The sequence below is a fragment of the Mesorhizobium sp. WSM4310 genome, assembly GCF_007003935.1.
Classification (GTDB): domain Bacteria; phylum Pseudomonadota; class Alphaproteobacteria; order Rhizobiales; family Rhizobiaceae; genus Mesorhizobium.
Genome location: NZ_VFTA01000014.1, coordinates 1 through 24,501, shown reverse-complemented (window position 1 = coordinate 24,501; position 24,501 = coordinate 1). Strand labels below are relative to the sequence as shown.

The following is a 24,501-nucleotide window of genomic DNA, read 5'->3' as shown; positions in this document are numbered from 1 at the left end:
GTGTTTTCAGGCATTGTTGGCAACTTTTCTTGCCCTTTCCATGACCCAAGTCAAACCGGAAATCGGCATGGCGCCCATGCACGCCAAGCAGGTCGCGCGCCGCCGCGCCGGCGGACTGGCCGCTGCTGCGCAGCATATTTCGCCTGCTATGCAGCATTATATGATCCCGCACTGCACAAACTGCTTGGAATTATGAGGCTTTTGCGCATATCCTCAAAAAGGGCGCAATCGTTACCGGCTGCTTACTCAGGCGTGCCGGTGTCCGGGGAGGATGCAGATGGCCGCAAAAGACGACCCGATCATTATCAAGAAATACGCCAATCGCCGCCTCTATAATACGGGGACGAGCACCTATGTGACGCTCGAGGATCTGGCCGACATGGTCAAGAAGGGCGAGGAGTTCACCGTCCAGGACGCCAAGACCGGCGACGACATCACGCATCCGGTGCTGACCCAGATCATTTTCGAGCTGGAGAACAAGGATGGGCAGAACATGCTGCCGATCCCGTTCCTGCGCCAACTGATCGCCTTCTACGGCGACCAGATGCAGATGATCGTGCCGAGCTTCCTTGAACAGTCGATGATCGCCTTCTCCAAGGAGCAGGAGCGCTTTCGCGAGCAGATGAAGGGCGCCATCGGCAAGTCACCGCTCGATGTGATGAAGATGGCGACGCCGATCAAGGCGCTGGAAGAGCAGACCCGCCGCAATATGGAAATGTTCCAGAACGCGATGCGGCTGTTCACGCCTTTCCCGCCTGCGGGCTCAGCGCCGGCCGCGGCCCCCGCCGAACCGGCCAGGAAGGACGCGCCGCCGGAGAAATCCGACGATCTGCAGCAGCTGAAGGACCAGATCGCGGCCATGCAGCGCAAGCTCGACACGATGTCGTGAGCCGGCCAGCCGGCAAGGCCAAGTCATGCTTGTAGAACGCCAGGCTCCCTGCCCGAGGCGAAAGGAAGCCCTTCGTCCTGCCAGCCTGAAATGCCGCCGATCATGATCTTGACCGGCAGCCCGAGGCTGGCCAGTTTGAAGGCCGCCCGGTCCGCGCCATTGCAATGCGGCCCGGCGCAATAGACCACGAACAGCGTGCCTGCCGGCCACTCTGCTATCCGCTCGGCCGATATTTCGCGGTGCGGCAGGTGCAGCGCGCCCGGCACATGGCGGCGCTCATAGGCATCGGGCGAACCGACCACGTGCAGAAGCACGAAGTCCGGCTCTCCGCCGCGCATTGCCGCGGCAACGTCCGAACAGTCGGTCTCGACAGAAAGCCGGCGCAGGAAATGGTCGCGCGCGATCTCCGGCGAGGCCGCTGGAACGTCTGTCACATAGCTCATCAAGGATCTCCATCGCCGATGGAGCTGGCCTCCATCGTTTACGGATGGAGCTTGTCTCCATCGCTGATGGAGTTGAGGTAGCGCACCGGGCCTGGCGATTGCAGCTGGCAGCTTTGCCATATATCGTCAAGATCATGCCAAATATGCCTCCTGCCAACCCTCTGGTCGTTGCCGTCGCCTATGACGGGCTGTGCACGTTCGAGTTTGGCGTGGCGGCCGAGATGTTCGCCTTGCCCAGACCGGAGATGGGCGCGGATTGGTACCGTTTTGCCGTCGCCGGCATCGATGCCGGCGAAATGCGTGCGATGGGCGGCGTGCGCATCGTCGCCGATGCGGACCCGATCTGATCGGCGAGGCCGGCACGGTGATCGTGCCGGGATGGCGCGGCGTGGACTGTCCGGTGCCGCCATTGCTGATCGAGGCGCTTCGCAAGGCCAGCGAGCGGGGCGCACGCATTCTGTCCATCTGCTCGGGCGTCTTCGTCCTCGCCGCAGCCGGCCTGCTGTCGGGCAAGAAGGCAACCACGCATTGGCGTTACAGCGACAGGCTGAGGGAGATGTATCCCGACATCACCGTGGTCCCTGACGTTTTGTACATCGATGAGGGAAATGTGCTGACATCGGCAGGCAGCGCCGCGGGCATCGACCTGTGTCTGCATCTGGTGCGGCGCGACTTCGGCACCAAGGCGGCCAATATGGTGGCACGCCGCCTAGTCGTGCCGCCTCATCGCGACGGCGGCCAGGCGCAATATGTCGAAAGTTCCGTTCCCGAGCCGCACGAACGCGGCCGGCTTGGACCGTTGATCGACAGAATGCGCGCGGATATTTCGGCCGACTATCCCGTCGCCACCCTGGCCGGTCTTGCCGGGATGAGCGAGCGGACATTTTTGCGCCGGTTCGCGGCCGCGACCGGTGTCACACCGGCGCGCTGGCTGCTTTCGGAGCGGCTTTCGCGGGCGCGCACTTTGCTGGAAGACACGAGCATGCCGATCGAGCGGATTGCCGAGACCGCCGGCTTTGGCGCGGCGGCGACGCTGCGGCATCATTTCCGCCGGCAATTCGCCACGGCGCCCGCTGCGTACCGGGCGCGGTTCGGGACCAACTCCGCTTGACGGCTGACAAAGTTGAGCCCGGGTCGAAACCGCATCAGGCAAAACGCTGTCAGGGCAACAGCCCTTCATAGCGGCCACGTGGCCTGATGATGCTGCCGCTCATGATCTGTTCGACCATATGGGCTGCCCAGCCGACGCTGCGCCCGAGCGCGAACAGATGGAACGGCGCATCGGGCGGCAGCCCGAGGCCGCGCGTCAGCACGGCCAGGGCAAAATCGATATTCGGCTGGGCGCCGGTCGCTGCGATGGCGGCGATCTCCAGCAACCGCAAGGTCTCATCGGTGTTGCCGATGGCTGCCAGGAGCGCCGTGGCCCGGGGATCCCCCTCGGGATAGAGTTGGTGGCCGAAGCCAGGCAGCGGCCGGTCGTGGCCGAGCCAGCGCCGGACCGCGGCGTCGGCGCCGTGCCGCGCCGCATCTTCAGCAAGCTGCATCACCGCTTCGCCGGCACCGCCATGGCGCGGACCGGAGAGTGTTGCCAGGCCCGCCAGCAGGCAAGCGGCGGGCGAGGCGCCGGTGGAGGCCGCGACGCGGGCCGTAAAGGTCGATGCATTCAGCTCGTGATCGGCGAGCAGCACAAGGGCGCGCCGGATCGCATCGGCGCCACCCTCATCGACCGACCAGCCCCGTGCCAATCGCCGGTGCACCGGATCCGGCCCCGCTTCGGCACCGAGGGCGCCGGCCAGCACGCCGATTGCGCGCGCGGCGTCGGCACATAGCGAGGCGGCGCTGCGTCCAAGCGAAGGCCGAGCCTGGCCGGCCAGCAAGGCAAGTTGCGCGAAGGCCGGGGCGCGGCCGGAGTGGCGTGGCGCATCCGGCAGCGGCGCTTCGAAGCGGACCGGTTCAGGCAGAGCCCAAAGCACAGCGGCGGTTTCTTCCAGCGTGGCATGGTCGGACAGCAGGGCGGCGTCCTGGCCCCGATAGATGAGGCGACCGTGCCAGACGGTCGAAATCGCCGTTGCGATCGACGGCTCGCCCCAGGCAATCGCGCTTTCGGCGATGGCCGAGGGGCTGCGTCCGCGCGCCCGGCGTGTTGCCAGCGCCGCGATGTCGTCGGCGCGATACTGGCTGCGGCGTGGATCGGCGCGGTCGGGACGCATGCCGATGCGCCCGCGGCTGACATAGGCATAGAGCGTCTGCGGCCTTACCCGCAGCCTGTCCAACGCCTCTTCCCGCGATAACCATTCCGACATTTTCGGCTCTGGTATTGATTCTATTGATCAAGATTGATGCTTGGGTTGACCAGCCTTATCTGCGATCGGGAAAAGCTTCAAGGAGACAAGGTCATGGCGAATGGGCTCGATGATGTGGTGGCGGCCGAAACCGTGCTGTCCGACGTGGATGGTCTGGGCGGCCGACTGACGATCCGTGGTCATTCGCTGGCGGAACTGGCCGGACGATGGAACTTTCCGCAGGTCGTCCGGCTGTTGCTCGACGGCTTCTTCGAGGATCTGCCTGACGATACCGAACTGGCGGCGCAACTGGGCGAGGCGCGTGTCGAGGTGTTCGAGCGGACCCTGCCTTCGCTGTCGCTGCTGGCACCACTCGAAATCTACAGTGCCATGCGCGCCGGCATGGCTCTGCTGCCAGACGGCGAAACATTGGCGGACGCGCTGCGGCTGATCGCGGCGCCCGCCGTGCTGACGCCTGCCTTGCTGCGCCTGCAGCGCGGCGAGCGGCCAGTCGCGCCGGATGGCAAGGCCGGCCATGCCGCCGACATGTTGCGCATGCTCCGGGGTTCCGCTCCGTCGCCGGCATTGGCAAAAGCGCTCGACACCTATCTGGTGACCGTCTGCGATCACGGCCTCAACGCCTCGACCTTCGCCACCCGCGTCGTTGCTTCGACATTGGCCGGCCTGACCTCGTCGGTGCTGGCCGGGCTCGGCGCGCTCAAGGGGCCGCTGCATGGCGGCGCGCCCGGCCCGGTGATCGAGATGCTCGACGCGATCGAGGCGCATGGCGATGCGGCCGGCTGGCTGCGCAACGAGATCGCGCATGGCAGGCGGATCATGGGATTCGGCCATCGCATCTACCGTGTGCGCGATCCGCGCGCCGATGTGCTGAAAGCGGTCGTGCGGCAGCTTGGCGGCGAGGGCGAGACCGGTCGCCGGCTGGCTTTCGCCGAGGAGGTCGAAAAGACGGCAATCGAGGTGTTGCGGATCGCCAAGCCGCAGCGCTCGCTGCAGACCAATGTCGAATTCTACACCGCGCTGGTGCTCGAAGCGGCGGGTTTCCCGCCACAGGCCTTCAGCAATGTCTTCGCCGCCGGTCGCGTTGCCGGCTGGATCGCGCATGCGCGCGAGCAGCAGACGACCGGACGGCTGATCCGTCCGCAATCGCGTTATGTCGGCCCGGTGCCCGATCTGGTCGCCTAGGCTCCCATCTGTTTTCGAAAGAGAAAGCCTCTCCGCTTCAAGCGGAGGGGCCTTTCTCTCATGGCGGAAATTTCATGTGATCACGCGACCGTGTTCGTGTTCTTGCCTTGGTCCGTCCTTATATGCTGCACTGCAACATGGGCCGCCGATTGCTGCTTCCTTCCGTGACGTAGGGGCAGGTTGGCGCATAAGGACGACAGGAACGCCATGACGAAGAACGGCAAGGCGGAGGAAAGCAAGAAGATCAACATCGCGCTTCAAGGCGGCGGTTCGCACGGCGCATTCTCCTGGGGCGTGCTCGACCGATTGCTTGAGGACGGCAGGCTGGAGATATCGGCGGTTTCCGGCACCAGCGCCGGCGCCATGAACGCGGTGGCGCTGGCCGACGGATTTGTGCGTGGCGGGGTCGAGGGCGCGCGCAAGAAGCTCGACGATTTCTGGCGTGCGGTGGCGGCAAAGGGCCGGTTCAGCCCGGTGCAGCGCATGCCGTGGGACGTCGCCTGGGGCAATTGGTCGATCGAGAACACGCCTGGCTATGTCTTCTTCGACACCATGTCACGGGTGTTCTCGCCCTATGTCGCCAATCCGCTCGGCCTCAATCCGCTGCGCGACGTGGTGGCGCAGGAGATCGATTTCAGCAATGTCCGTGCCTGCAAGTCGATGGAACTGTTCATCTCGGCCACCAATGTCGAGACCGGGCAGTTGCGGGTCTTTTCCGATGGCGAGATCGACCTTGACACGGTGATGGCCTCAGCCTGCCTGCCGCAGCTGTTCCGCGCCGTCGAGATCAAGGGCGTGCCCTATTGGGATGGCGGCTATGGCGGCAACCCGGCGCTCTATCCGTTCTTCAAGACGGCGGCGACCGAGGATGTGCTGCTGGTGCAGATCAATCCGGTGGTGCGCGAAGGAACGCCCAGGAGCGCCAACGAGATCCAGAACCGCATCGACGAAATCACCTTCAATGCCGGGCTGCTGCGCGAATTCCGCTCGATCGCCTTCGTCAAGGAACTGATCGCCGCCGGCCGGCTGCCGCATGGCGAGTATCGCGACATCCGGATGCACCGCATCGATGCCGACGAGGCGTTCAAGGACCTGTCGGCGTCATCGAAGGTCAATGCCGAATGGGCTTTCCTGACCTATCTGCGCGATCTCGGCCGCACCGCCGCCAGCGACTGGCTGGAAGAAAACTACGATGCCGTCGGCAAACGGCCGACGCTCGATCTCTCCGGTGAACTCGATGACGGCTTCAAGCCGGTGCGCGGCCCCGCACCCGGCCGGCGGGTCAAGGAATTTCTTGCAGCGCGCAAGAACCCCGAGGCGGAGCGCCGCCGGGCCTGAGCGGAACCCCGACACATCTCGGCTTCATCCGGCTTTCAGCGCCAGGTCGATCACCTTGACCAGGGCGGCGGCCGCCTGCCGCTGCCCCTCAGGATCGCTGATCCGCGCTTTCATGCCTTCCAGCCCATCGAGCAGCATGTCGGCAAGCAGTTGCGTCGACAGGCCCCTGGCCGCCAGATCGACGCCGTTCCTGGCCGCCTCGCCATGAATAGCGGCGGCGATATGTTCGACAAGAGCGCCGCGCCAGCAGCCGACCAGATCGCCGAGGCTCGATTTCATGTCCAGCAATTCGGCGCCATGCGGCGAAGCAACGACGGCGCTCATCATCGAGATGAAAGCTTCGTCGACGGCTCGCATCATGCGCTCGGTGAAAACACCATCGCCGGCCAGAGCCATTTTTGCCGCCGCGACCGAGCGCGACAGCACCATCATGGCGATGGCACGGAAAATGTCGGTCTTGTTCTTGAACTGAAGATAAAGCGCCGGACGGGACATGTCGGCGGCGCGGGCGATGTCGTCCATGGTGGTGCGGGTGAAGCCATAGGCCAAAAACACCTTCATTGCGCCATCCAGGATACGGACGCGTTTGGGGTCGGCGGCGGCGATGTCTTCGTTCTGATTCATGGAGCAACACTATCCTGCAAAATCTCAATTGACAAAATGACGTAATTTGTCAATCTGTTTGAAGAAAGCGACCCAAGGCTCTTCGCCCTCGGGCCGTGGACGACAACAAAGGGTATCCCCATGCGCCTCACCGTCGACGGGCAGTCATTCGACATCGACGTCGATCCGGACATGCCGCTGTTGTGGGCACTGCGCGATCTCATCGGCAAGACAGGACCGAAGTTCGGCTGCGGCATTGCCGCATGCGGCGCCTGCACCGTGCATGTCGATGGTCAGCCGGTGCGCTCCTGCTCGCTTCCGGTCGGCCAGGTCGACCGCGCTGTCACCACCATCGAAGGCATCGGCACGGCGGACAGGCCGCATCCTGTGCAGCAGGCATGGCTGGAGGAACAAGTCGCGCAATGCGGCTACTGCCAGGCCGGCCAGATCATGAGCGCGGTGGCGCTGCTTGACGAGGTCGCCGACCCGAGCGACGCCGATATCGACAACGCCATGGGTGGCAATCTCTGCCGCTGCGGCACCTATCCCAAGATCCGCTCAGCCATCCGGAAGGCTGCGGCGCTCAAGACGGCGGGGCTCTGACCATGGCCAGTGTCGGAAAGATTGCCCGCCGCACGTTTCTGATCGGCGCGGCCGCTGTCGCGGGCGGCGTTGCCGTCGGCTACTATTATTATCGCAAACCGTTTGCGAATCCGCTCGAGACCGACCTCGGCAAGGGCGAGGCGACCTTCAACCCCTATGTGAAGATCGCCGCCGACAACACCATCACCATCGTCGCGCCGCGCGCCGAGATGGGGCAAGGCATTTCGACGACGCTCGCCACCATGGTCGCCGAAGAACTCGATGTAGGTCTCGACCAGATCAAGGTCGAGCACGGCCCGGCCTCCTACGCCTATTACAACGCGGCGATCCTCGAAGAGGGTGGTCCGTTCGCCTTCTTCGACGAGAGCATGACCGCGCAGGCGGTGCGCTCAGGTCTCGGTGTGGTCGGCAAACTCCTTGCTCTCCAGGTCACCGGCGGCTCGGCTTCGACGCGCGACGGTTTCGACAAGATGCGCCAGGCGGGCGCCGCAGCCCGGCATCTGCTGATCGCGGCGGCTGCGCAGAAACTCGGCGTTGCCGCCGCCGATCTGGAAACGGCCAATGGTTCGATCCTGCACAAGGCATCGGGCAAGTCGCTGACTTATGGCGCGGTTGCGGCGGCTGCCGCAGCAATCGCGCCGCCGACGGAAGTCAAGCTCAAGGACAGAGCCGACTGGAAACTGCTGGGAAAGCCGCAGAAGCGCATCGACATGCTGGCCAAGGTCACCGGGGCGCCGATCTTCGGCATCGATGTCAGGCTGCCGGACATGCTCTACGGCACGGTCAAGATGAGCCCGCGCTTCTGGGCCAAGCCAGTCAAGGTGGATCTCGCCAAAGCCGAGAAAATGCCGGGCGTGATCAAGATCGTGCCGCTCGAGACGAATTACGGCCACGGCTTCGGCATCATCGCGCAAAATACCTGGGCGGCCTTCAAGGCGGCCGACGCCATCGACGCCCAGTGGGCGGATCCCGAATATCCGCTTAGCAGCGCCGCCATTTTGGATGTGCTGAAGCAGGCGCTCGGCACCAAGGGCTCGGCGATGCGCGACAATGGCGATGTCGATACCGCCTTCGCCGACGCGCCGCGCGAAAAGATAGTCGAGGCGGACTATGCGGTGCCCTATTTGGCGCATGCGACCATGGAGCCGATGAATGCCACGGCGCGCTTCAAGGATGGCGCCCTCGACATCTGGTGCGGCAACCAGGCGCCGACGCTGGTGCGCCAGCTCTGCGCCAATGCGGTCGGTATCGAGCAGGACAAGGTCACTGTCCACACCACCTTCATGGGCGGCGGCTTTGGCCGCCGTACCGAGATGGACTTCTCGCTTTGCGCAGCGTTGATGGCGAAGGAGACGGGCGGGCGCCCAATCAAGGTGACCTGGACGCGCGAAGAGGACATGCGTCACGACGCCTACCGGCCTGCTGCGGTCGGCAAGTTCCAGGCACGGCTTGGCGACGACGGCATGCCGGTCGCCGTCGACATGAGAATCGCCTCGCCATCGGTGATCGCCAGCACCTTGCGCAGGCTGTTTCCCTCGATATCGCCGGTCGGTCCCGACAAGTCCATTGTCGATGGTGCCTATGACCAGCCCTACACCATTGCGAACTACCGGGTGAGCGGCATCGCGGCGCCCGTCTCGATTCCGGTCGGCTTCTGGCGCTCGGTCGGCAGTTCCATCAATGGCTTCTTCCATGAAGGCTTCATGGACGAGATCGCCACCGCCGGCAAAATCGACCCGGTCGAGATGCGCAAGAAGCTGATGGCCGCCTATCCCGCGGCGGTGAAGGTGGTGGAGAAGGTCGCGGCGATGGCGAAATGGGGCGAGCCGCTGCCCGCCGGCAAGGCCAAGGGCGTGGCCTTCACGCTGTCTTTCGGCAGCTGGGTCGGCGAGATCGTCCAGGTGGCGGACACGCCGGCCGGCATCCGCATCGAGAAGGTATGGATCGCCGCCGATGTCGGCACCGCCCTCGATCCGGGCATCGTCGAGGCACAGCTGATTTCCGCCGCCATCTACGGCCTGTCGGCGGCAATGGGACAGCAGATCACCTTCGCCGACGGCATGGTCGAACAGTCGAACTTCCACGATTTCGACGCCATGCGGATCTTCCAGTGCCCGGTCTTCGAAGTCGCCATCCTGGAAAACTTCCACAAGATGGGCGGCGTCGGCGAGGTTGGCACACCGCCGGCGGCACCGGCGCTGGCCAATGCCATCTTCGCGCTTACCGGCAAGCGCATCCGCACCCTGCCGCTGTCGACAAGGGTGGCCTTCGCATGAAGAAGCTTCTCATCATGCTGACGCCTGCTGCCATCTTGTTTTCGGCGGCGCCTTCCGCAACCGCGCAGGAGAGCCAGACATCACCGAGCCCGACGGTCGGCATGGCCAAGGGTCTGTCCGAATGGGACAAGATCTATGCGGTGTTCTCACATCCGCGCTGCGCCGATTGTCATGTCGCGGACGACCGGCCGCGCTGGTCGGGTGCGCATTATGGCACCACATTTGTGCACGCCTTCAACGTCCAGCGCGGAACCGACGGATCGGGCTTCGGCAATCCGGGCCTGCGCTGCACAACCTGCCATTTCTCCAGTAATTCCAAGGCATTGCACGGACCACCCGGCGCCGAGGGCTGGCATTTGGCGCCGACCGAGATGGCCTGGTTCGGGAAATCCTCGGCCGAAGTCTGCGCCCAGATCAAGGATCCGGCGCGCAATGGCGACCGCAAATTGGCCGATATCGCGCTGCATGTCCGCTACGATAAACTTGTCGCCTGGGGCTGGGCGCCGGGCTCGGATCGAGAGCCGGCTCCGGGCTCGGCCGAAGCGACCTATCAAGCAATCGAAAACTGGATGGCGGCGGGTTCACCTTGCCCGATGCCGTAATGGTCTTGCAACTTTAAGGCTATATTGCAGTGCAACTTTGATGTAGAAGCGCGCTCGCCTATCACGGCAATTTGAACACGGTCAGGCGCGCACCCATATCGGCGACGCGCCCGCGTCATGAAGGCGCGGTGCTGGCTGAACCCGCAGTGGAAAAATGACGATGCCTAGAATCAGGTTTCACAAGCTTGCAGCCATTGTTGTGCTCATCGGTTTCGCGGCGTGGATGGCGACAGGCGAATTCTCATCGGTCGGCAGCGTGGCGGCCAACAAGGCCAAGGCGGCCGAAGTCGAACAGGGCAAGGCGCCGGACGCTGGCAAGCCGAAGACCGCGGAAGCCGAACCGAAGGCGCCGCTGCGCACCGTTGCCGTCGTGACGCCACCACGAAAGACCTACGCGCGCGCCATCCGCATTTCCGGCCTGACCGAGGCCGACAAGCGCGCGGTTCTGGCAACCCGCGTCGCCGGCGTCATCGACAAGCTGCCGGTCAAGCAAGGCGATCATGTCAAGACAGGCGACCTGGTGCTGATGCTGGCGGCGGAAGGAAAGATCTCGAGCGTCGACAACGCCAAGCAGTTGCTGACGCAGCGAAAGGCCGAGCTCGATGCCGCGGAACGGCTCGCCAGGACCGGCAATCTGCCCAAGCTGCAGCTCGACACCGCCCGCTCCAACCTGACCCAGGCGACATCCCAGCTGGATACAGCGCAGGCCGAGCTCGACCGCAACGAGGTCAAGGCACCGTTCGATGGCGTCATCGACCGGGTGCCGGTGGAGCTTGGCAGCTCGGTCATGCAGGGCGGCGAGGTGGCCACCATCCTCAAGCTCGATCCGGTGATCGCCCGCGGCGAGATCAGCGAGCGCGACCTCGGCTATCTCAAGATCGGCGACAAGGCCAGCGTCCGGCTGGTCAGCGGCCAGACCGTCGAAGGCACCGTGCGCTACATCAGCCGCGACGCGTCGTCGGCGACCCGCACCTTCCGCGTCGAGGTCGCCATCCCCAATGCCGATGGCTCGGTGCCGGCCGGCATGACGGCGGAAATCCAGCTCAGCGCGCTGCCGACCGACGCGGTCCTGCTGCCGCGCTCGGTGGTGACGCTCGGCGACAAGGGCGATCTGGGCATCCGCGCCGTCGACAAGGACAACAAGGTTGCTTTCTTCCCGATCGACCTGGTCGACGACACCCCGACCGGCCTCGTGCTTGGCGGCATCCCGGCCGATGCGCGCATCATCGTCGCCGGCCAGGAACTGGTGAAGGAAGGCGATGAGGTCAAGCCGGTCGAGGCCGACCAGGCGACCATCAACAAGCTGATCGGCGAAGCCACCGCCGGGACGCAGTAGCGCAGCGACGCCGGCGCTGGGCCGTGCCCGGCGACGTCGGTCGTTCGCCACTCCCGAAAGCAACAGGCATAAGTCATGGATATCGTCAGACTCGCAATCAACAATGCCCGCCTGACCATCTCGGTCCTGGTCTTCCTGCTGATTGCAGGCTGGGTCGCCTATCAGTCGACGCCGAAGGAAGCGGAACCCGACGTTCCGATTCCGATGATGTATGTCAGCCTGATCTATCAAGGCATCTCGCCGGAGGATTCCGAGCGCCTTCTGCTGCGGCCGATGGAAAGCAAGCTGAAAAGCCTGAAGGGCCTCAAGGAAATGCGCTCTGCCGCCTTCCAGGGCGGCGGCTATGTGCTGGTCGAGTTCCAGCCGCAGACCAATCTCGCGACGGCGCTGCAGGATACACGCTCCAAGGTGCAGGACGGCAAGGCCGATCTGCCGCAAGCGGCCGAGGAACCTGTCGTCACCGAGGTCAACATTTCCGAATTCCCGGTGCTTGTCGTCACACTGTCGGGCGAATTGCCCGAACGCGTGCTGGCCGCCGCGGCGCGCGAACTGCGTGACCGCATCGAGGAAGTGCCCGGCGTTCTGGAAGGCTCGCTGCAGGGCTCCCGCGACGATCTCGTCGAGGTCGTCATCGATCCGATGAAACTGTCATCCTACGGGCTGCAGCTCGACCAGCTGATCGGCGCCGTCGGCGCTTCCAACAGCCTGGTCGCCGCCGGCAATATCGAAGGCTCGCAAGGCAAATACGCCGTCAAGGTGCCGTCGCTGATCGAGACGCCGGAGGATGTGGCGGCGCTGCCGGTGGTCGCCGGCCCCAATGCCGTGGTGCAGGCCAAGGATATCGCGACAATCCGCTCGACCTTCGCCGATGCCACGACGATCACGCGCCTCAACGGCAAGCCGGCCATCGCCATCGAGGTCAAGAAGCGCATCGGCGCCAATCTGATCGACACGCTCACCAAGGTGAGGGCGGTGTCCGATGCCTTCGTCAAGACCATGCCCGAGGGGATGCACGTCACCTACACGCAGGACAAGTCGGTCTTCGTCAACCAGCTGCTGGGCGACTTGCAGAACCACGTGATGATCGCCGTCATCCTGGTGTTCATCGTCATCCTCTACGCGCTGTCCGGCCGTGCGTCGCTGCTCATCGGCCTCGCCATCCCGTCGTCCTTCCTGATCGGCATCCTGCTCCTGGCGATGATGGGCTACACGATCAACATGATCGTGCTGTTCAGCCTTATCCTGGCGGTCGGCATGCTGGTCGACGACGCCATCATCGTCACCGAATTTGCCGAACGGCGGATGAGCGAAGGCATGCCGAAGCAGGAAGCCTTCGCGCTTGCCGCCAAGCGCATGGCTGGTCCGGTCATCGCGGCGACGATGACGCGCATCGCCGCCTTCTCGCCGCTGCTGTTCTGGCCGGGCATCATCGGCGACTTCATGAAGTACATGCCGATCACGCTGATCGTCACGCTGTCGGCCTCGATGCTCTATGCGCTGGTCTTCGCGCCGACGCTGGGCGCTATCTTCGCCAAGGCGCCGGAACATCACGCCGACGACAATCGCGACGGCTGGTACATGGCGGTCGTCAAGCAGGCGGTGCGCTTCCCCATCACAGTGCTGGTGCTTACAGTGGTCTTGCTGGCCGGCATCTTCGTTGGCTATTCGAAGTACGGCGCCGGCGTCGAATTCTTCCCGAGCGTCGAACCCGACTACGGCCTGCTTTATGTGCATGCCCGCGGCAACCTCTCGCTGGCCGAAATGGATACCGCGACCAAGATCGCCGAAAACCGGCTGCTCGGCTGGCCGGGCGTGAAGTCGGTCTATACCCGCGTCGGCAAGACGCAGGGCGGCGGCCAGGATGTGCCCGAGGACGTCGTCGGCGTCATCCAGTACGAATTCATCGACTGGCGCGAACGCAAATCGGCGAACGATATCCTGAACGATCTGCGCGGCGTCATGGCCGGCATACCAGGCGTCGATGTCGAGGTTCGCGTGCCGGAAGCCGGCCCGCCGACCGGCAAGCCGATCCAGATCAGGCTTTCGGCAGTCGACCCCAAGGGATTGGACGAGAAGGCGCGCGCCGTCGCGGCGCGTATCGCCAATGTGCCGGGCGTCATCGACGTTTCCGATGGCCTGCCGCCGCCCGGCGTCGACTGGGCTCTCGAGGTCGACCGCGCCAAGGCCGCGCAATACGGCATCAGCCCGACTTCCGTCGGCACCGTGGTGCAGCTGGTGACGAACGGACTGAAGCTATCCGAATACCGGCCCGCTGGCGCCGATGACGCCGTCGACATCCGCCTGCGTCTTCCGGAAGACCGGCGCACGCTGTCGACGCTGGACGAGCTCAGGGTGCAGACCTCGCAAGGGTCGGTGCCGATCTCGAACTTCGTCGTGCGCAAACCCGAGCCGACGGTCGGCATCCTCAACCGCATCGACGGCGCCCGCACCGTTGTGGTGCAGGCCAACGTCGCCGCCGGCAAGCAGGTCGCCGCCGTGCAGCAGGAGGTTACCCAGGCCGTCGCCGACATGAATCTCGGCAGTGGCATCCGCTGGAAGCTGGCCGGCTCGAACGAGGACAGCGCGGAAGCCAGCGCCTTCCTGGGCAAGGCCTTCGGTGCGGCGATCTTCCTGATCTTCCTGGTGCTGCTGGCGCAATTCAACAAGTTCACCAGCGTCTGGCTGGTGCTGTCCTGCGTGGTCATGGCGACGATCGGCGTGTTCCTCGGGCTGCTGATCACCGGCGAGACGTTCGGCATCGTCATGTCGGGCATCGGCGTCATCGCGCTGGCCGGCGTGGTGGTGAACAACAACATCGTGCTGATCGACACCTATGACCGGCTGCGTGAAGAAGGCTGGGACAAGATGGATGCGGTGCTGCAGACCTGCCGCGAACGTGCACGGCCGGTGGTGCTGACGGCGGTGTCGGCCATTCTCGGCGTGCTGCCGATCGCCTTCGGCCTTGGGCTGGAGATCTTCCATCACGAGACGACGATCAACGCGCCGTCGACGCAATGGTGGATTTCGCTGTCCTCGGCGATCGTCTTCGGCCTGTCCTTCGCGACGGTGCTGACACTGGTGGTGACGCCGTCGATGCTGATGGTGTTCACCCGCGCCAAGGTCAAGCCTGGTGCACGGCGCGGCTTGATCAGCCGGCTGTTCCGGCGGGGCAAGGGCGAGGTATCGTCAGACGCGCCGACGGTGGACGACGGCGCGGAACCCCCGACCGCCTTTCCAAAAGCCGCAGAGTAGGCAGGCTTCCCAATCTGAACGGCAAAGGCCGCCCGGAACAACCGGGCGGCCTTTTGCATTGTTCCCCTGTGGGGGATGCGAAGACATCGTTCTCGAGTGAACTCAATGCGGGGAATTTCCCATGCCGATCAGCACCCTTGTCATCGTCGTCCTGATCCTTGTCCTGATCGGCGCAGTGCCGGCATGGCCGCATTCACGCTCCTGGGGTTACGGACCCTCTGGCATCGTCGGTGTGGTGCTGGTGGTGGTTCTGCTGCTGCTGCTGATGGGGCGGCTCTGAGCCGCCTTTGCTATCCGTGAGCAGGCTTTCGGTGTGAAGAGGCCCGCCGGCTCAATTCAGGCGGCTTTCGTGGCCTTCACGGTGGCGATGCCGATGTCCTCGAGGGCTTGGGCGACGGCCTGATCGAGCGGCGTGTGCGGGATTTCGCCGATGATGCCCTCCAGCCGCGTCGAGGCCAGACGGTGCGGCTCGAAGCGCAGATAGGACATCGAGACGATCTCGCGCCACATCGCCACGAACGGGCCGCCGGCGCGCAGCACCCACCAGGGCATCGAGGTCATCTTGAGCGGTCGGCCAAGCGCCTTCTCCGCAGCGGCCTTGATCTCAACATCGGTGACCGCATGGCCTGGAAAGTTCAGCGCCTCATAGGAGCCGAGCTTGTCGAGATTCTTGGCCAGTGCGACGAAGCCTGCGGCGAAGTCCGGCAGATACGCCCATTCATGCACGAGGTCGGCCGGACCGGGCGCGGTGTAGATGCCCTTGCTGATCTTGGCGGCGACGACCAGGTCGAACCAGGAGCCGCTGCCGGTGCCGCCGAAGAAGTCGCCGGCCCGCAAGACAATGCTGCGGACATGGCCGGCGTCGGCTTCGCGGCGGAACAGCTCCTCCATGGCGCAGCGGATGCGGCCCTTCTCGGTCGTCGGATGGAACGGCGTGTCTTCCGTGATCACCGCCGGCATGGGCGAGCCGTAATTGTAGACGGTGCCGGGGAACAGATGCAGCGCGTTGTTGGCATGGCAGGCGGCCATGACGTTCTCGGCCATCGGCAGGCATTTGCCCCAATCGGTGTAGATCGGGTTGAGGCCGTTGAAGATGATATCGACGCCTTCGGTGGCGCGGATCAGCGATTGACGGTCCAGCGCATCGCCGGCAACCGCCGTGGCGCCTTCGAGTTCGGCCGGCACCTTGCCGGTGCGGGTGACGGCGCGGACGTCGAAGCCGGCGTCGATGAAGGCCTTGGCAACCACGCGGCCGAGCCGGCCATTGGCGCCGAGGATTGCGATCTTGGTCATTTTGTCGTCTCCATGCGTTTAGGTCCGCTGACGTGATGCCTGCTCCAGCGATGCGCGGCGGGGCCCATCCCTTGTCTGGCGCAGTGAGTTTCCGGTGCAGGGGTTGGTTCAAGCCACCGCGGTCGGATGGCTGTCATCCAGGTTCAAATCGGCGATCGCCTGGCGGATGGCGTCGACGGGATCGGTGGCAGGCAGCTTGCCGACGGTCCGCTCCAGCCTGTCGCCGTTGAGTGAGTGCGGCGTGCGCCAGAGATAGGACATCTTGACGACTTCCCGCATCAACGGGCTGAACAGGGCGGCAGCACGCAGCGCGATCCATGGCACGCGTTTCGACGCCAGTTTGCGACCGCTGGCAGCTTCCGCCGCCGCTTTCATCTGGTGGCCGGTCAGCGTATGGCCGGCGAAATGGAAACGCTCGAAAGGGCCGAGGCTCTCGCGCTTTTCGGCCAGTGCGACGAAGGCCTTCCCGAGATCCGGCAGATAGGCAAAGGCGTGCGGGATATCCATCGGCCCACCCCACGTAAAGACGTTCTTGCGCAATTTCGACAGGATGATCAGGTCGAGCCAGCTTTCCGGCCGCGCGCCGCCATAGAAGTCGCCGGCTCTGAGCACGATGGTCTGGACGCCGCGCTCCTGCGCCTTCCTGCGGAACAGATCCTCCATCCCGATACGGATCTCGGCCTTCTCCGTTGATGGGACTTCAGGCGCGGTTTCCGCCGTGCCAACACCGAGGCCGTAGCCGAAATTGTAGACGTTTCCGGGCAGCATGTGGGTGGCCCCGCTTGCCTCGGCCGCCGCGATGACGTTCTCAGCCATCGGCAAGACCTTCTCGGCCCATTCCGTGTAAAGCGGGTTCAACGCGTTGAGAATCACGTCGGCGCCCTTGCAGGCTTCAATCAGGGCCGCGCGGTCGGTGGCGTCACCCTGGACGACCTCCACGCCCGGCGCCAGCGATGCCGCCTTGGCGTTGCGTGCCAGCCCCTTCACACGCCATCCGGCGGCGACGAATTCTCGCGCCGCGGCCTCGCCGACCCTGCCTGCCGCACCCAGAACAACAATTGTCCGCATCTGTCTTCTCCTGTTTTCCTGTCTCCGATGAGAGAAAGATGGTCTATTTGCCGTTGAATTTAAATTCGCTAGAATTGGAGAATCGATATTCAATTTTGAATGGATTGCATGTCCGATCTCGACTGGAATCTGATCAAGAGCTTCGTCACCGTGGCGGAAACCGGCAGCCTGTCGGCCGCCGCGCGAAAGCTGGCCGCAAGCCAACCGACGCTTGGCCGCCACATCGGTGAACTGGAACAGGTGCTGGGCGTGACGCTGTTCCGGCGCGGGCGGCGCGGCTACGCGCTGACGGAAGCCGGCGCTACGCTGTTCGAGCGCGGCAAGGCGGTCAGCGAGCAGGCGAGCGCGTTTTCACGCCTGGCGCTGGGTTCGGTCGAGGCAATCGAAGGCACGGTGCGCATCGCCGCCAGCGAAGTGGTGGCGGCCTATGTGCTGCCCGAGATGACCGCACGGCTCGGCATCGAGGAACCCGGCATCGAGGTCGAGATCGTTGCCTCTAACCAGGTCGAGAACCTGCTGCGCCGGGACGCCGACATCGCCATCCGCATGGTCAAGCCGTCGCAGAACGAACTGGTGGCGCGCAAGGTCTGTGACATCCCGCTCTGCGCCTGTGCGGCCATTTCCTATCTCGACCGGCGCGGCCGCCCGCTCGGGCCGGCCGACCTTACCGATCATCCCTTGATCGGCTTCGACCGCAGCGAGGAGATGATCCGGGGCTTTACGCAATTCGGCCTCCCCGTCACCCGAAGCAGTTTCCGCTTCAGGGCCGACAACCAGATGGTCCTGTGGGAGGCGGTGCGGACGGGAAACGGCATTGGCCTCGGTCAGGAGCCGCTGGCCGATCGCGACCCGCTGGTGGAGAAGGTGCTGCCCGGCCTGCCGCTGCCAAGCCTGCCGGTATGGCTGGCCATGCATCGCGATGTGCGCAGCAGCGTGCGCATCCGCCGCGTGGCGGATTTTCTCCACGAGGAGTTGAAGCGCTATTCGGCGGGCGCTGGGGCGAATTCGGCGCGGTGAGCGAGGCCCGCCATCAGCAGGACGACGATCAGCAGCACCGACATGGCGATGAAGATCGGTCCGAAGCTGGAATGCTCGGCGACGAAGCCGATCGCCGACGGCGCCACCAGAATGCCGGAATAGCCCATGGTGGTGACGACGCTCATGCCGGTGCCCGATGACATGCCTTCCTGGTTGCCGCCGGCCGAAAAGATGATCGGCACCATGTTGGCGATGCCGAAGCCGCACAGCGCAAAGGCCGCGATGGCGAGCCAGGGCGAGGGCGACAGGCCGGCGACCAGCATGCCCGCGGCGGCGACGACCGCCGAGCCGCGCAGCGTCGTCACCGCGCCGAAGCGGTTGCGCACGCCATCACCGAAGAAGCGCATGATCGCCATGACGCCGGAAAAGGCGGCATAGGCAAGACCGGCGACGGCAAGGTCGGCGCCGAGTTCTTGTCGCAGATACAGCGCCGCCCAATCGAGCACCGCGCCCTCGGAGATCATCGTCAGCAGAGCCATCAGGCCGATCAGGTATACCAGCGGGTTTGCCGGCAGCGTGAACTTGTGATGGCCGGCCGCCTGTGGCCTGTCCTCGGCGACGAGATAACCGACCGCCATCGCGATCGCCGCGAAGGCAAGCACGGTCACGGCCGCGGCATGGGCGAGGTGGCCATAGTGCTGGATGGCAAAGCCGCCGAGGCCGCCGCCGGCGAAACCACCGAGGCTCCAGAAGCCGTGCGAGGAGGACATGATGGCGCGGGACATCTTTCGCTCCACCACCACCGCATTGGCGTTCATGGCGACATCCATGCCGCCGATCGAGCCGCCGAAAATGAACATGGCTATGGCCGCCAGCGGCACGTTGGGCGCCAGCGCCACGACCAGCAGGCCGAGGCTGCCGCAAAGACCGAACCAGCGCAGAACGGTGCGCGAGCCATGTTTCGAGATCAGGTGGCCGCACCAGGTCATGGCGGCGACCGCGCCGGCGCCGAACAAAAGGATCAGCAGGCCAAGCGTGAATTTCGAAATGTCGAGCCGGGTCAGGAACACCGGAATCTGCGGCGCCCAGCTGCCGGTCAGGAAGCCATTGGCGAGGAAAATGGCCGCCACGGCCCATCGCCCGCGAATGGCAGTCTGCATGGCGTTCGACGCATTCATAGGCGAATCCGGTCAGAAAATGGCTTTGCGCGGCAAATTAGATCGATTCAATTTTCAGTCAAGCACCGGGTTGGAGGAAGCGTTTGGACCAAAGGCCGAAATGGAACCGACATCGTTCTTGGCGAACTTCCGCACGTCGGAGATTAGCGAAAAACGCCTCTCCCTTCGCAGATACCTTAGCCGGAGGCCGCTCGCCGCCTTCAGTGATCTTTCGGCCGCCTGGCCTCGAATTCAGCCTTCTTGGCGTCCGATGCTTCGGTCTGGTTAAGAGCCTGCCATTCGGCATAGGGCATGCCGTAGACGATCTCGCGCGACTGATCCTTGGAGAGGTCGACGCCCCCCGCATCGGCCGCCTCGCGATACCAGTTCGACAGGCAGTTGCGACAGAAGCCGGCGAGATTCATCAGGTCGATGTTCTGGACGTCGCTGCGTTCCCTGAGGTGCTCGACCAGCCGGCGAAAGGCGGCGGCTTCGAAATCCCGCTTCTGCTCGTCGCTGAGTTCGGTCATCGGAACCTCCGTCATAACGGCCCGGTGCGCGAGCCGAATATCTTTACCGCATGTATATCGGGACGGCGGTCTATCGCGTCAACGATCGGCGCCAGGCGCTCGGCCCAGGCAAGCGCGCCTTTCTGGTCCGCTATCAGGTCCTGGCGGATTTCGATCAGCGCGTGCGCATAGCCGTTGACGATGGCATGCCTGAACATGGTGTCGCCACGCAGCGCGCCGTCATAGGGCTCATTGTCGCCGACGATCAGGTTCTTGTCCTGCGCCAGCATATCGATCAGCGGCCGCGCCACCCGGTCGTCCCGATCCCATAGGATGCCGACATGCCAGGGCCGTTGCCTGCCCTGCATCACCGGCGTGAAGGAATGCACCGAGAAGATGAAGGGCGCCCGGCCGGAAGCCTGCGCGACCGAGGCGATCACCGCGCCGACGGCGTCGTGGTAGGGCCGGTAGAAGCGGTCGAGCCGCCTCTCGCGCTCTTGCGGCGCGATGGGATAGTTTCCCGGCACCACCGTGCCGTCATAGAGCTGGCGGATGAGCGTCGGATCGTCCTCGCCGCGATTGGGATCGATCAAGAGCCGCGAAAAATTGGCGATGACCGCCGGCACGTCGAGCAGGCCGGCGAGCTCGCGCGTCACCGCTTCGACGCCAATGTCATAGGCGATGTGCCGATCGAATTCCGCCGCGGGCAGACCGAGGCTGCCATACTCGTCGGGCAGGTCGCGGCGGGCATGATCGGCCAGAAGAACGATGCCTCGCTTGCGGTCGCCCTCGACAACGTCGAAAGGCGCGAAAACTGTGGATCGGGTCATTGGCGGGAAATGGTCTGTTCGCTGGCTTCCGGGGAGGGTGCTATCGTCATTCCACGAAGACGACGCGTGCGCAATGCCGTTGTTTGGCCAAGGTTTATCGGGAAATCTGGCAAAGGGCGACGGATAGCGCGCCGGGAGCCTTCCTAAATCGATTGGAATTGATCAAAACGGCGCGTTGACATGCGCCCGGACTTTTCCGAAAAGGGGCGCAGAGAGATGCTGATGTGGTTCTTGAGGGGTTTTCGGATGGGTTCCGCCGGCAGGCAGCGCATGCGCTCTGCCTTTGCCATGCCGCTCCTGACCGTGGCCGTTGGCTTGTCGGCGATGGTCATGGCCTCGCCGGCGCGCGCCGATTTCCGCGTCTGCAACGCCACGCAGAACCTGGTCGGCGTCGGCATCGGCTATCGTGCCAAGGCCGGCTGGATCACCGAAGGCTGGTGGCACATTGAAGGATCGAGCTGCAAGACGTTGATCGAAGGGCCGCTGTCATCAAGGTTTTACTATCTTTATGCAGAAGACGCCGAGCGCGGTGGACGCTGGGACGGCCCGATCAACATGTGCGTGGCTGAAAAAGAGTTCAAGATCGCCGGCGTAAACGACTGCGTCGCCCGGGGCTTCCAGCGCGCCGGATTCCAGGAATATGACACGGGCGAACAGGCAAGCTGGATGGTCCAGCTGACCGATGAACCCGCAACGGGAGGCGCACCAGCCGCCCCGGGAACCAATAGTCAATGAGACGCAGCCGCAAGGTCAAGATCCTAGCCACAATCGGTCCGGCATCCTCCTCCGAGGAGATGCTGCAGAAATTGTTCGAAGCGGGCGCCGACGTGTTCCGCATCAATATGAGCCATACCGACCACGAACTGATGCGCACGCTGGTCGGCCGCATCCGCGCCGTCGAGGAAAAGGTCGGCCGGCCGATCGGCATCCTCGCCGACCTGCAAGGGCCCAAGCTGCGCGTCGGCAAGTTCGCCAATGGCAAGGAAGTGCTGACGCCAGGCCAGACCTTCACGCTCGACGACAATCCCGAGCCCGGCACCTCAACCAGGGTCTATCTGCCGCATCCGGAGATCCTGAGCTCGGTCGAGCCCGGTCACCGTCTTTTGATCGACGACGGCAAGCTCGAGCTGAAAGCGGTGAAGAGCGATGGCAAGTCGATCGCCTGCACGGTCGTCGCCGGCACCACGATTTCCGACAAGAAGGGCGTCAGCCTGCCCGATACCGACCTGCCGGTCGGCGCGCTGACCGAGAAGGACCGCAAGGATCTCGACGCGGTGCTCGCCACGGGCGTCGATTGGATCGCGCTGTCCTTCGTGCAGCGGCCCGAGGATCTGGCCGAAGCGCGCAAGATCGCGCGCGGCCGCGCGCTGATCATGGCCAAGATCGAAAAGCCGCAGGCCGTCGCCCGGCTGGCCGAGATCATCGAACTGTCCGACGCGCTGATGGTCGCGCGCGGCGATCTCGGCGTCGAGATGCCGCTGGAAGCCGTTCCCGGCATCCAGAAGCAGATCACGCGCGCCGCGCGCCGCGCCGGCAAGCCGGTGGTGGTCGCCACGCAGATGCTGGAATCGATGATCACCGCACCGGTACCGACCCGCGCCGAAGTCTCCGACGTTTCGACCGCCGTGTTCGAGGGCGCCGACGCCATCATGCTGTCGGCGGAATCGGCGGCGGGTGCCTATCCCGTCGAAGCCGTGGCGATGATGAACCGCATCGCCACCAAGGTCGAAACGGACCCGACTTATGCCGGCATCATCAACGCCCAGCGCTCCGAGCCGGAAGCGACCGGCGCCGACGCCATCTCTCTGGCTGCCCGCGAGATCGCCGAGACGCTGAAACTGTCGGCGATCATCACTTACACGGCATCCGGCACCACCGGGCTGCGCGCCGCGCGCGAACGGCCACAAGTGCCGATCATCGCACTGTCGCCGATCCTCAACACCGCGCGGCGGCTGTCGCTTCTGTGGGGCACGCACTGCGTCGTCTCGCCCGATGCCACCGATCTCGACGACATGGTCAACCGCGCCTGCCGCATTGCGCTGGAAGAAGAGTTCGGCAAGCCGGGCGACCGCGTCATCATCACCGCTGGCGTGCCGCTGAGGACGCCCGGCTCGACCAACATGCTGCGCATCGCCTATGTCGGCTCGGAAGCGCAGGGCGGCCGCGGCAGCTGATTTCGTGACTGAAGCGTGTCGCGCGGTTTCGTGCGGCTCGCCGTGGCTGGGATACAGCAAAGGCGCGGGACAATGATCTCCGCCTTCATCTAGCTTCCAGCCGTTGCGATCCCAAGCGCTTTTGCGGCAGCCTCCGCGTGGTCCATGCGCTGGAGAAACCGACGCGCACGGAGACCTGCGTCATACAGATACTGATCCGGGCCCAGCATCTTTCGCCGGTTCAATTCTGTTGTGTCGAGCAGGTCGAAATCGACCTTCTCGATCGTGCAGTGCCAACCGGTCCTGTGGGAGGACCAGCCCCTGCGATGGTGCTCCAGGAGGCGCTCGCGGCTGGAGTAGCCGTGGTAATCGAATGCGATGATGCCGTTCGTCACATAAATATGGTTTCCCGAAAAGCCCTCGGCCGAGATGATCCGCTCGGCATGAAATCCTGCAAGCGGGGGATGCTCGAGGAAAGTGCCTGCAAGAATGTGGCACGCGCCGTAGCCGAAGAAGATGCGATCCGGCAGCGCCCATCGCCTTTCCGGGTTTTTCTTGATGCCGTGCTTGAGGACATACATCTCAGGTCGGTGCGAGTTCGGCCCGGGGCTCCTTGATGTCGGCGCACTTGCCCACACCATAGGCATCGCCGGCAATTCGTGCCTCGACCGTTCTGGCCATCGCTTCCAGATCGATATCCTTGCCGGCTACCTTCTCGATCGCGCCGACGACGAGGTCCGAGGCGATCCAGTCCGGCTTGTGGCCGAGATTGTGCACCCAGACGAGTTCGGCGCCCGGGATATCGCGCGCCAGGCCGACGGAGTGGATATGGGCATAGACGACCTTGTCGCGGTCGCCCGAAATGACCACGGTCGGCGCGCTGATCGCTTTGTAGTGCGGTGCGGCGCCAAGCGTATAGCGATAGAGGCCGGCGACGTCGGTGGCGTTGGCGCGAAAGGCCGACGGCCGCAACACCAGCGGGATCGCGGCCGTGCCGAGATAGTCGTCCGGCACCTTGTTGGGCGAGAATACGCAGGTCGTTGCATCGGCCATCTGAAACGTGCCGGCCGGATAGGTGAGTGTTTCGGAGAAGAGCCGGCCGATCACCGACACGGTGGTCAGGTCGTAATACCAGGATGTCGCGCCGCCCGGCCAGGGATGGGTCGCCGGCGCCAGGAAGACGAGGCCGAGCGTCCTGTCGGCATGCTCGCGGCCGAAAGCCGCCGTCACCACGCCGCCGAAGGAATGGCCGACGATGATTGCCTTCCTGATGCCAAGGCGGTCCATCAGGGCAGCGAGGGTATTGGCCTGCGCCGACGGATCCTCATTGTTGCCGGGCCCGCGTCCCGACCAGCCGTGACCCGGCCGGTCGAAGAACAGCATTTCGGCGCGTCCCGCCAGCAGCGGCCTGAGCGGCAGCATCTGATCCCCGAGATTGGCGCTGGCGCCATGGATGAAGACGATCGGCGGCAACTCCGCATTGGCGGGGGCGGGAATGTGGACATAGTGGATGCGGGCGCCGCCTATATCAGCGAATTCGCCAATGGCCGGATCACGGCGTTCGATCAGCCATGAGCCGACGCGGGTAACGCCGATCAGGACAAAGACGAGTGCAAAGAAGAAGGCGAACGCGGCGTAGATCAGGTTCATGCGGGGATATACGGGGGGGGGGTGGGATAAGTTTGG

Annotated in this window: 22 protein-coding genes and 1 pseudogene; 13 read left to right on the top strand and 10 right to left on the bottom strand. The window is 64.5% G+C overall.

The features are described from left to right. Window positions 1-277: 277 nt before the first annotated feature. A complete protein-coding gene (gene phaR, locus FJV80_RS16695) occupies window positions 278-889 on the top strand; it encodes a polyhydroxyalkanoate synthesis repressor PhaR (RefSeq protein WP_095788022.1) in 612 nt (203 codons plus the stop codon). A gap of 23 nt (window positions 890-912) precedes the next feature. Here phaR and FJV80_RS16690 read toward each other — a convergent pair whose 3' ends face one another. Next, window positions 913-1,332 (bottom strand): rhodanese-like domain-containing protein, encoded by a 420-nt coding sequence (locus FJV80_RS16690; RefSeq protein ID WP_142876974.1) that lies wholly within the window; start codon window positions 1,330-1,332, stop codon window positions 913-915. Between the two features lie 134 nt (window positions 1,333-1,466). On the opposite strand from FJV80_RS16690, the pseudogene ftrA reads away from it, so the two are divergent. Then, window positions 1,467-2,443 (top strand): annotated as a pseudogene (gene ftrA, locus FJV80_RS16685) (transcriptional regulator FtrA). Between the two features lie 49 nt (window positions 2,444-2,492). Here the strand turns inward: ftrA and FJV80_RS16680 are convergent. After that, complete coding sequence (locus tag FJV80_RS16680) at window positions 2,493-3,635, bottom strand: citrate synthase (RefSeq protein ID WP_142876973.1); 1,143 nt, start codon at window positions 3,633-3,635, stop codon at window positions 2,493-2,495. Between the two features lie 93 nt (window positions 3,636-3,728). On the opposite strand from FJV80_RS16680, the gene FJV80_RS16675 reads away from it, so the two are divergent. Next, window positions 3,729-4,817 (top strand): citrate synthase/methylcitrate synthase, encoded by a 1,089-nt coding sequence (locus FJV80_RS16675; RefSeq protein ID WP_142876972.1) that lies wholly within the window; start codon window positions 3,729-3,731, stop codon window positions 4,815-4,817. A gap of 207 nt (window positions 4,818-5,024) precedes the next feature. After that, window positions 5,025-6,155, top strand: a complete 1,131-nt coding sequence (locus FJV80_RS16670; RefSeq protein WP_095772085.1) for a patatin-like phospholipase family protein — start codon at window positions 5,025-5,027, stop codon at window positions 6,153-6,155. Between the two features lie 24 nt (window positions 6,156-6,179). On the opposite strand, the gene FJV80_RS16665 is transcribed toward FJV80_RS16670, so the two are convergent. Continuing rightward, window positions 6,180-6,779: a TetR/AcrR family transcriptional regulator gene (locus tag FJV80_RS16665; protein WP_142876971.1), complete on the bottom strand. Its 600-nt coding sequence runs from the start codon at window positions 6,777-6,779 to the stop codon at window positions 6,180-6,182. A gap of 120 nt (window positions 6,780-6,899) precedes the next feature. On the opposite strand from FJV80_RS16665, the gene FJV80_RS16660 reads away from it, so the two are divergent. The 6 genes from FJV80_RS16660 (at window position 6,900) to FJV80_RS16635 (ending at window position 15,107) form a co-directional block, all read left to right on the top strand. Continuing rightward, window positions 6,900-7,361, top strand: coding sequence for a (2Fe-2S)-binding protein (locus tag FJV80_RS16660; protein ID WP_142876970.1), 462 nt, complete (start codon window positions 6,900-6,902; stop codon window positions 7,359-7,361). A 2-nt stretch (window positions 7,362-7,363) separates the two neighbouring features. Next, window positions 7,364-9,637 carry a xanthine dehydrogenase family protein molybdopterin-binding subunit gene (locus tag FJV80_RS16655; RefSeq protein ID WP_142876969.1) on the top strand — a complete coding sequence of 758 codons (2,274 nt, stop codon included), beginning with the start codon at window positions 7,364-7,366 and terminating at the stop codon, window positions 9,635-9,637. Beyond that, on the top strand, window positions 9,634-10,239 hold the full coding sequence (locus tag FJV80_RS16650) for a hypothetical protein (RefSeq protein ID WP_142876968.1): 606 nt from the start codon (window positions 9,634-9,636) through the stop codon (window positions 10,237-10,239). Before FJV80_RS16655 ends, FJV80_RS16650 begins: the two co-directional genes overlap by 4 nt. A gap of 160 nt (window positions 10,240-10,399) precedes the next feature. After that, on the top strand, window positions 10,400-11,575 hold the full coding sequence (locus FJV80_RS16645; protein WP_142876967.1) for an efflux RND transporter periplasmic adaptor subunit: 1,176 nt from the start codon (window positions 10,400-10,402) through the stop codon (window positions 11,573-11,575). 75 nt (window positions 11,576-11,650) lie between these two features. Continuing rightward, window positions 11,651-14,827 (top strand): efflux RND transporter permease subunit, encoded by a 3,177-nt coding sequence (locus FJV80_RS16640; protein WP_142876966.1) that lies wholly within the window; start codon window positions 11,651-11,653, stop codon window positions 14,825-14,827. 121 nt (window positions 14,828-14,948) lie between these two features. After that, on the top strand, window positions 14,949-15,107 hold the full coding sequence (locus FJV80_RS16635; protein ID WP_095772091.1) for a DUF3309 family protein: 159 nt from the start codon (window positions 14,949-14,951) through the stop codon (window positions 15,105-15,107). 56 nt (window positions 15,108-15,163) lie between these two features. Here the strand turns inward: FJV80_RS16635 and FJV80_RS16630 are convergent, their stop codons facing one another. Together FJV80_RS16630 and FJV80_RS16625 are read right to left on the bottom strand one after the other, a co-directional pair. Continuing rightward, window positions 15,164-16,120 (bottom strand): SDR family oxidoreductase, encoded by a 957-nt coding sequence (locus FJV80_RS16630; protein WP_142876965.1) that lies wholly within the window; start codon window positions 16,118-16,120, stop codon window positions 15,164-15,166. A gap of 108 nt (window positions 16,121-16,228) precedes the next feature. Beyond that, entirely contained in the window at window positions 16,229-17,188 is a 960-nt protein-coding gene (locus FJV80_RS16625; protein ID WP_142876964.1) for an NmrA family NAD(P)-binding protein, read from the bottom strand. Between the two features lie 108 nt (window positions 17,189-17,296). Between FJV80_RS16625 and FJV80_RS16620 the strand changes: the two genes are divergently transcribed. After that, window positions 17,297-18,205, top strand: a complete 909-nt coding sequence (locus FJV80_RS16620; RefSeq protein ID WP_142876963.1) for a LysR family transcriptional regulator — start codon at window positions 17,297-17,299, stop codon at window positions 18,203-18,205. Here FJV80_RS16620 and FJV80_RS16615 read toward each other — a convergent pair. From FJV80_RS16615 to FJV80_RS16605, 3 genes are all read right to left on the bottom strand, one after another. Beyond that, complete coding sequence (locus tag FJV80_RS16615) at window positions 18,169-19,344, bottom strand: MFS transporter (RefSeq protein ID WP_095772094.1); 1,176 nt, start codon at window positions 19,342-19,344, stop codon at window positions 18,169-18,171. The two genes, FJV80_RS16620 and FJV80_RS16615, sit on opposite strands and share 37 nt — an antisense overlap. A gap of 200 nt (window positions 19,345-19,544) precedes the next feature. Continuing rightward, window positions 19,545-19,853, bottom strand: a complete 309-nt coding sequence (locus FJV80_RS16610) for a DUF1244 domain-containing protein (protein ID WP_095772340.1) — start codon at window positions 19,851-19,853, stop codon at window positions 19,545-19,547. A gap of 11 nt (window positions 19,854-19,864) precedes the next feature. Then, a complete protein-coding gene (locus FJV80_RS16605; protein WP_142876962.1) occupies window positions 19,865-20,662 on the bottom strand; it encodes an N-formylglutamate amidohydrolase in 798 nt (265 codons plus the stop codon). Window positions 20,663-20,932: 270 nt separating this feature from the next. On the opposite strand from FJV80_RS16605, the gene FJV80_RS16600 reads away from it, so the two are divergent. Next, the gene (locus tag FJV80_RS16600) at window positions 20,933-21,397 is read left to right on the top strand and encodes a DUF1036 domain-containing protein (protein WP_179296400.1); all 465 of its coding nucleotides are present in this window, start codon (window positions 20,933-20,935) and stop codon (window positions 21,395-21,397) included. Further along, window positions 21,394-22,836: a pyruvate kinase gene (pyk, locus tag FJV80_RS16595; RefSeq protein WP_095772096.1), complete on the top strand. Its 1,443-nt coding sequence runs from the start codon at window positions 21,394-21,396 to the stop codon at window positions 22,834-22,836. The genes FJV80_RS16600 and pyk overlap by 4 nt, the downstream gene beginning before the upstream one ends. Window positions 22,837-22,925: 89 nt before the next feature. On the opposite strand, the gene FJV80_RS16590 is transcribed toward pyk, so the two are convergent. Further along, window positions 22,926-23,396, bottom strand: a complete 471-nt coding sequence (locus FJV80_RS16590; RefSeq protein ID WP_142876961.1) for a hypothetical protein — start codon at window positions 23,394-23,396, stop codon at window positions 22,926-22,928. Between the two features lies 1 nt (window position 23,397). Continuing rightward, window positions 23,398-24,465: an alpha/beta hydrolase gene (locus FJV80_RS16585; protein WP_095772098.1), complete on the bottom strand. Its 1,068-nt coding sequence runs from the start codon at window positions 24,463-24,465 to the stop codon at window positions 23,398-23,400. Between the last annotated feature and the right edge of the window lie 36 nt (window positions 24,466-24,501).

Bases quoted from the DNA above. Each gene is read 5' to 3' on its own strand.
- FJV80_RS16660 (WP_142876970.1), top strand. From the start codon at position 6,900: ATGCGCCTCACCGTCGACGGGCAGTCATTCGACATCGACGTCGATCCG.
- FJV80_RS16665 (WP_142876971.1), bottom strand. From the start codon at position 6,779: ATGAATCAGAACGAAGACATCGCCGCCGCCGACCCCAAACGCGTCCGT.
- FJV80_RS16590 (WP_142876961.1), bottom strand. From the start codon at position 23,396: ATGTATGTCCTCAAGCACGGCATCAAGAAAAACCCGGAAAGGCGATGG.
- FJV80_RS16605 (WP_142876962.1), bottom strand. From the start codon at position 20,662: ATGACCCGATCCACAGTTTTCGCGCCTTTCGACGTTGTCGAGGGCGAC.
- FJV80_RS16670 (WP_095772085.1), top strand. From the start codon at position 5,025: ATGACGAAGAACGGCAAGGCGGAGGAAAGCAAGAAGATCAACATCGCG.
- FJV80_RS16610 (WP_095772340.1), bottom strand. From the start codon at position 19,853: ATGACCGAACTCAGCGACGAGCAGAAGCGGGATTTCGAAGCCGCCGCC.
- FJV80_RS16655 (WP_142876969.1), top strand. From the start codon at position 7,364: ATGGCCAGTGTCGGAAAGATTGCCCGCCGCACGTTTCTGATCGGCGCG.
- FJV80_RS16675 (WP_142876972.1), top strand. From the start codon at position 3,729: ATGGCGAATGGGCTCGATGATGTGGTGGCGGCCGAAACCGTGCTGTCC.
- FJV80_RS16620 (WP_142876963.1), top strand. From the start codon at position 17,297: ATGTCCGATCTCGACTGGAATCTGATCAAGAGCTTCGTCACCGTGGCG.
- FJV80_RS16650 (WP_142876968.1), top strand. From the start codon at position 9,634: ATGAAGAAGCTTCTCATCATGCTGACGCCTGCTGCCATCTTGTTTTCG.
- FJV80_RS16585 (WP_095772098.1), bottom strand. From the start codon at position 24,465: ATGAACCTGATCTACGCCGCGTTCGCCTTCTTCTTTGCACTCGTCTTT.
- FJV80_RS16680 (WP_142876973.1), bottom strand. From the start codon at position 3,635: ATGTCGGAATGGTTATCGCGGGAAGAGGCGTTGGACAGGCTGCGGGTA.
- FJV80_RS16615 (WP_095772094.1), bottom strand. From the start codon at position 19,344: ATGAATGCGTCGAACGCCATGCAGACTGCCATTCGCGGGCGATGGGCC.
- FJV80_RS16645 (WP_142876967.1), top strand. From the start codon at position 10,400: ATGCCTAGAATCAGGTTTCACAAGCTTGCAGCCATTGTTGTGCTCATC.
- FJV80_RS16630 (WP_142876965.1), bottom strand. From the start codon at position 16,120: ATGACCAAGATCGCAATCCTCGGCGCCAATGGCCGGCTCGGCCGCGTG.
- FJV80_RS16690 (WP_142876974.1), bottom strand. From the start codon at position 1,332: ATGAGCTATGTGACAGACGTTCCAGCGGCCTCGCCGGAGATCGCGCGC.
- FJV80_RS16640 (WP_142876966.1), top strand. From the start codon at position 11,651: ATGGATATCGTCAGACTCGCAATCAACAATGCCCGCCTGACCATCTCG.
- phaR (WP_095788022.1), top strand. From the start codon at position 278: ATGGCCGCAAAAGACGACCCGATCATTATCAAGAAATACGCCAATCGC.
- FJV80_RS16600 (WP_179296400.1), top strand. From the start codon at position 20,933: ATGCGCTCTGCCTTTGCCATGCCGCTCCTGACCGTGGCCGTTGGCTTG.
- pyk (WP_095772096.1), top strand. From the start codon at position 21,394: ATGAGACGCAGCCGCAAGGTCAAGATCCTAGCCACAATCGGTCCGGCA.
- FJV80_RS16625 (WP_142876964.1), bottom strand. From the start codon at position 17,188: ATGCGGACAATTGTTGTTCTGGGTGCGGCAGGCAGGGTCGGCGAGGCC.
- FJV80_RS16635 (WP_095772091.1), top strand. From the start codon at position 14,949: ATGCCGATCAGCACCCTTGTCATCGTCGTCCTGATCCTTGTCCTGATC.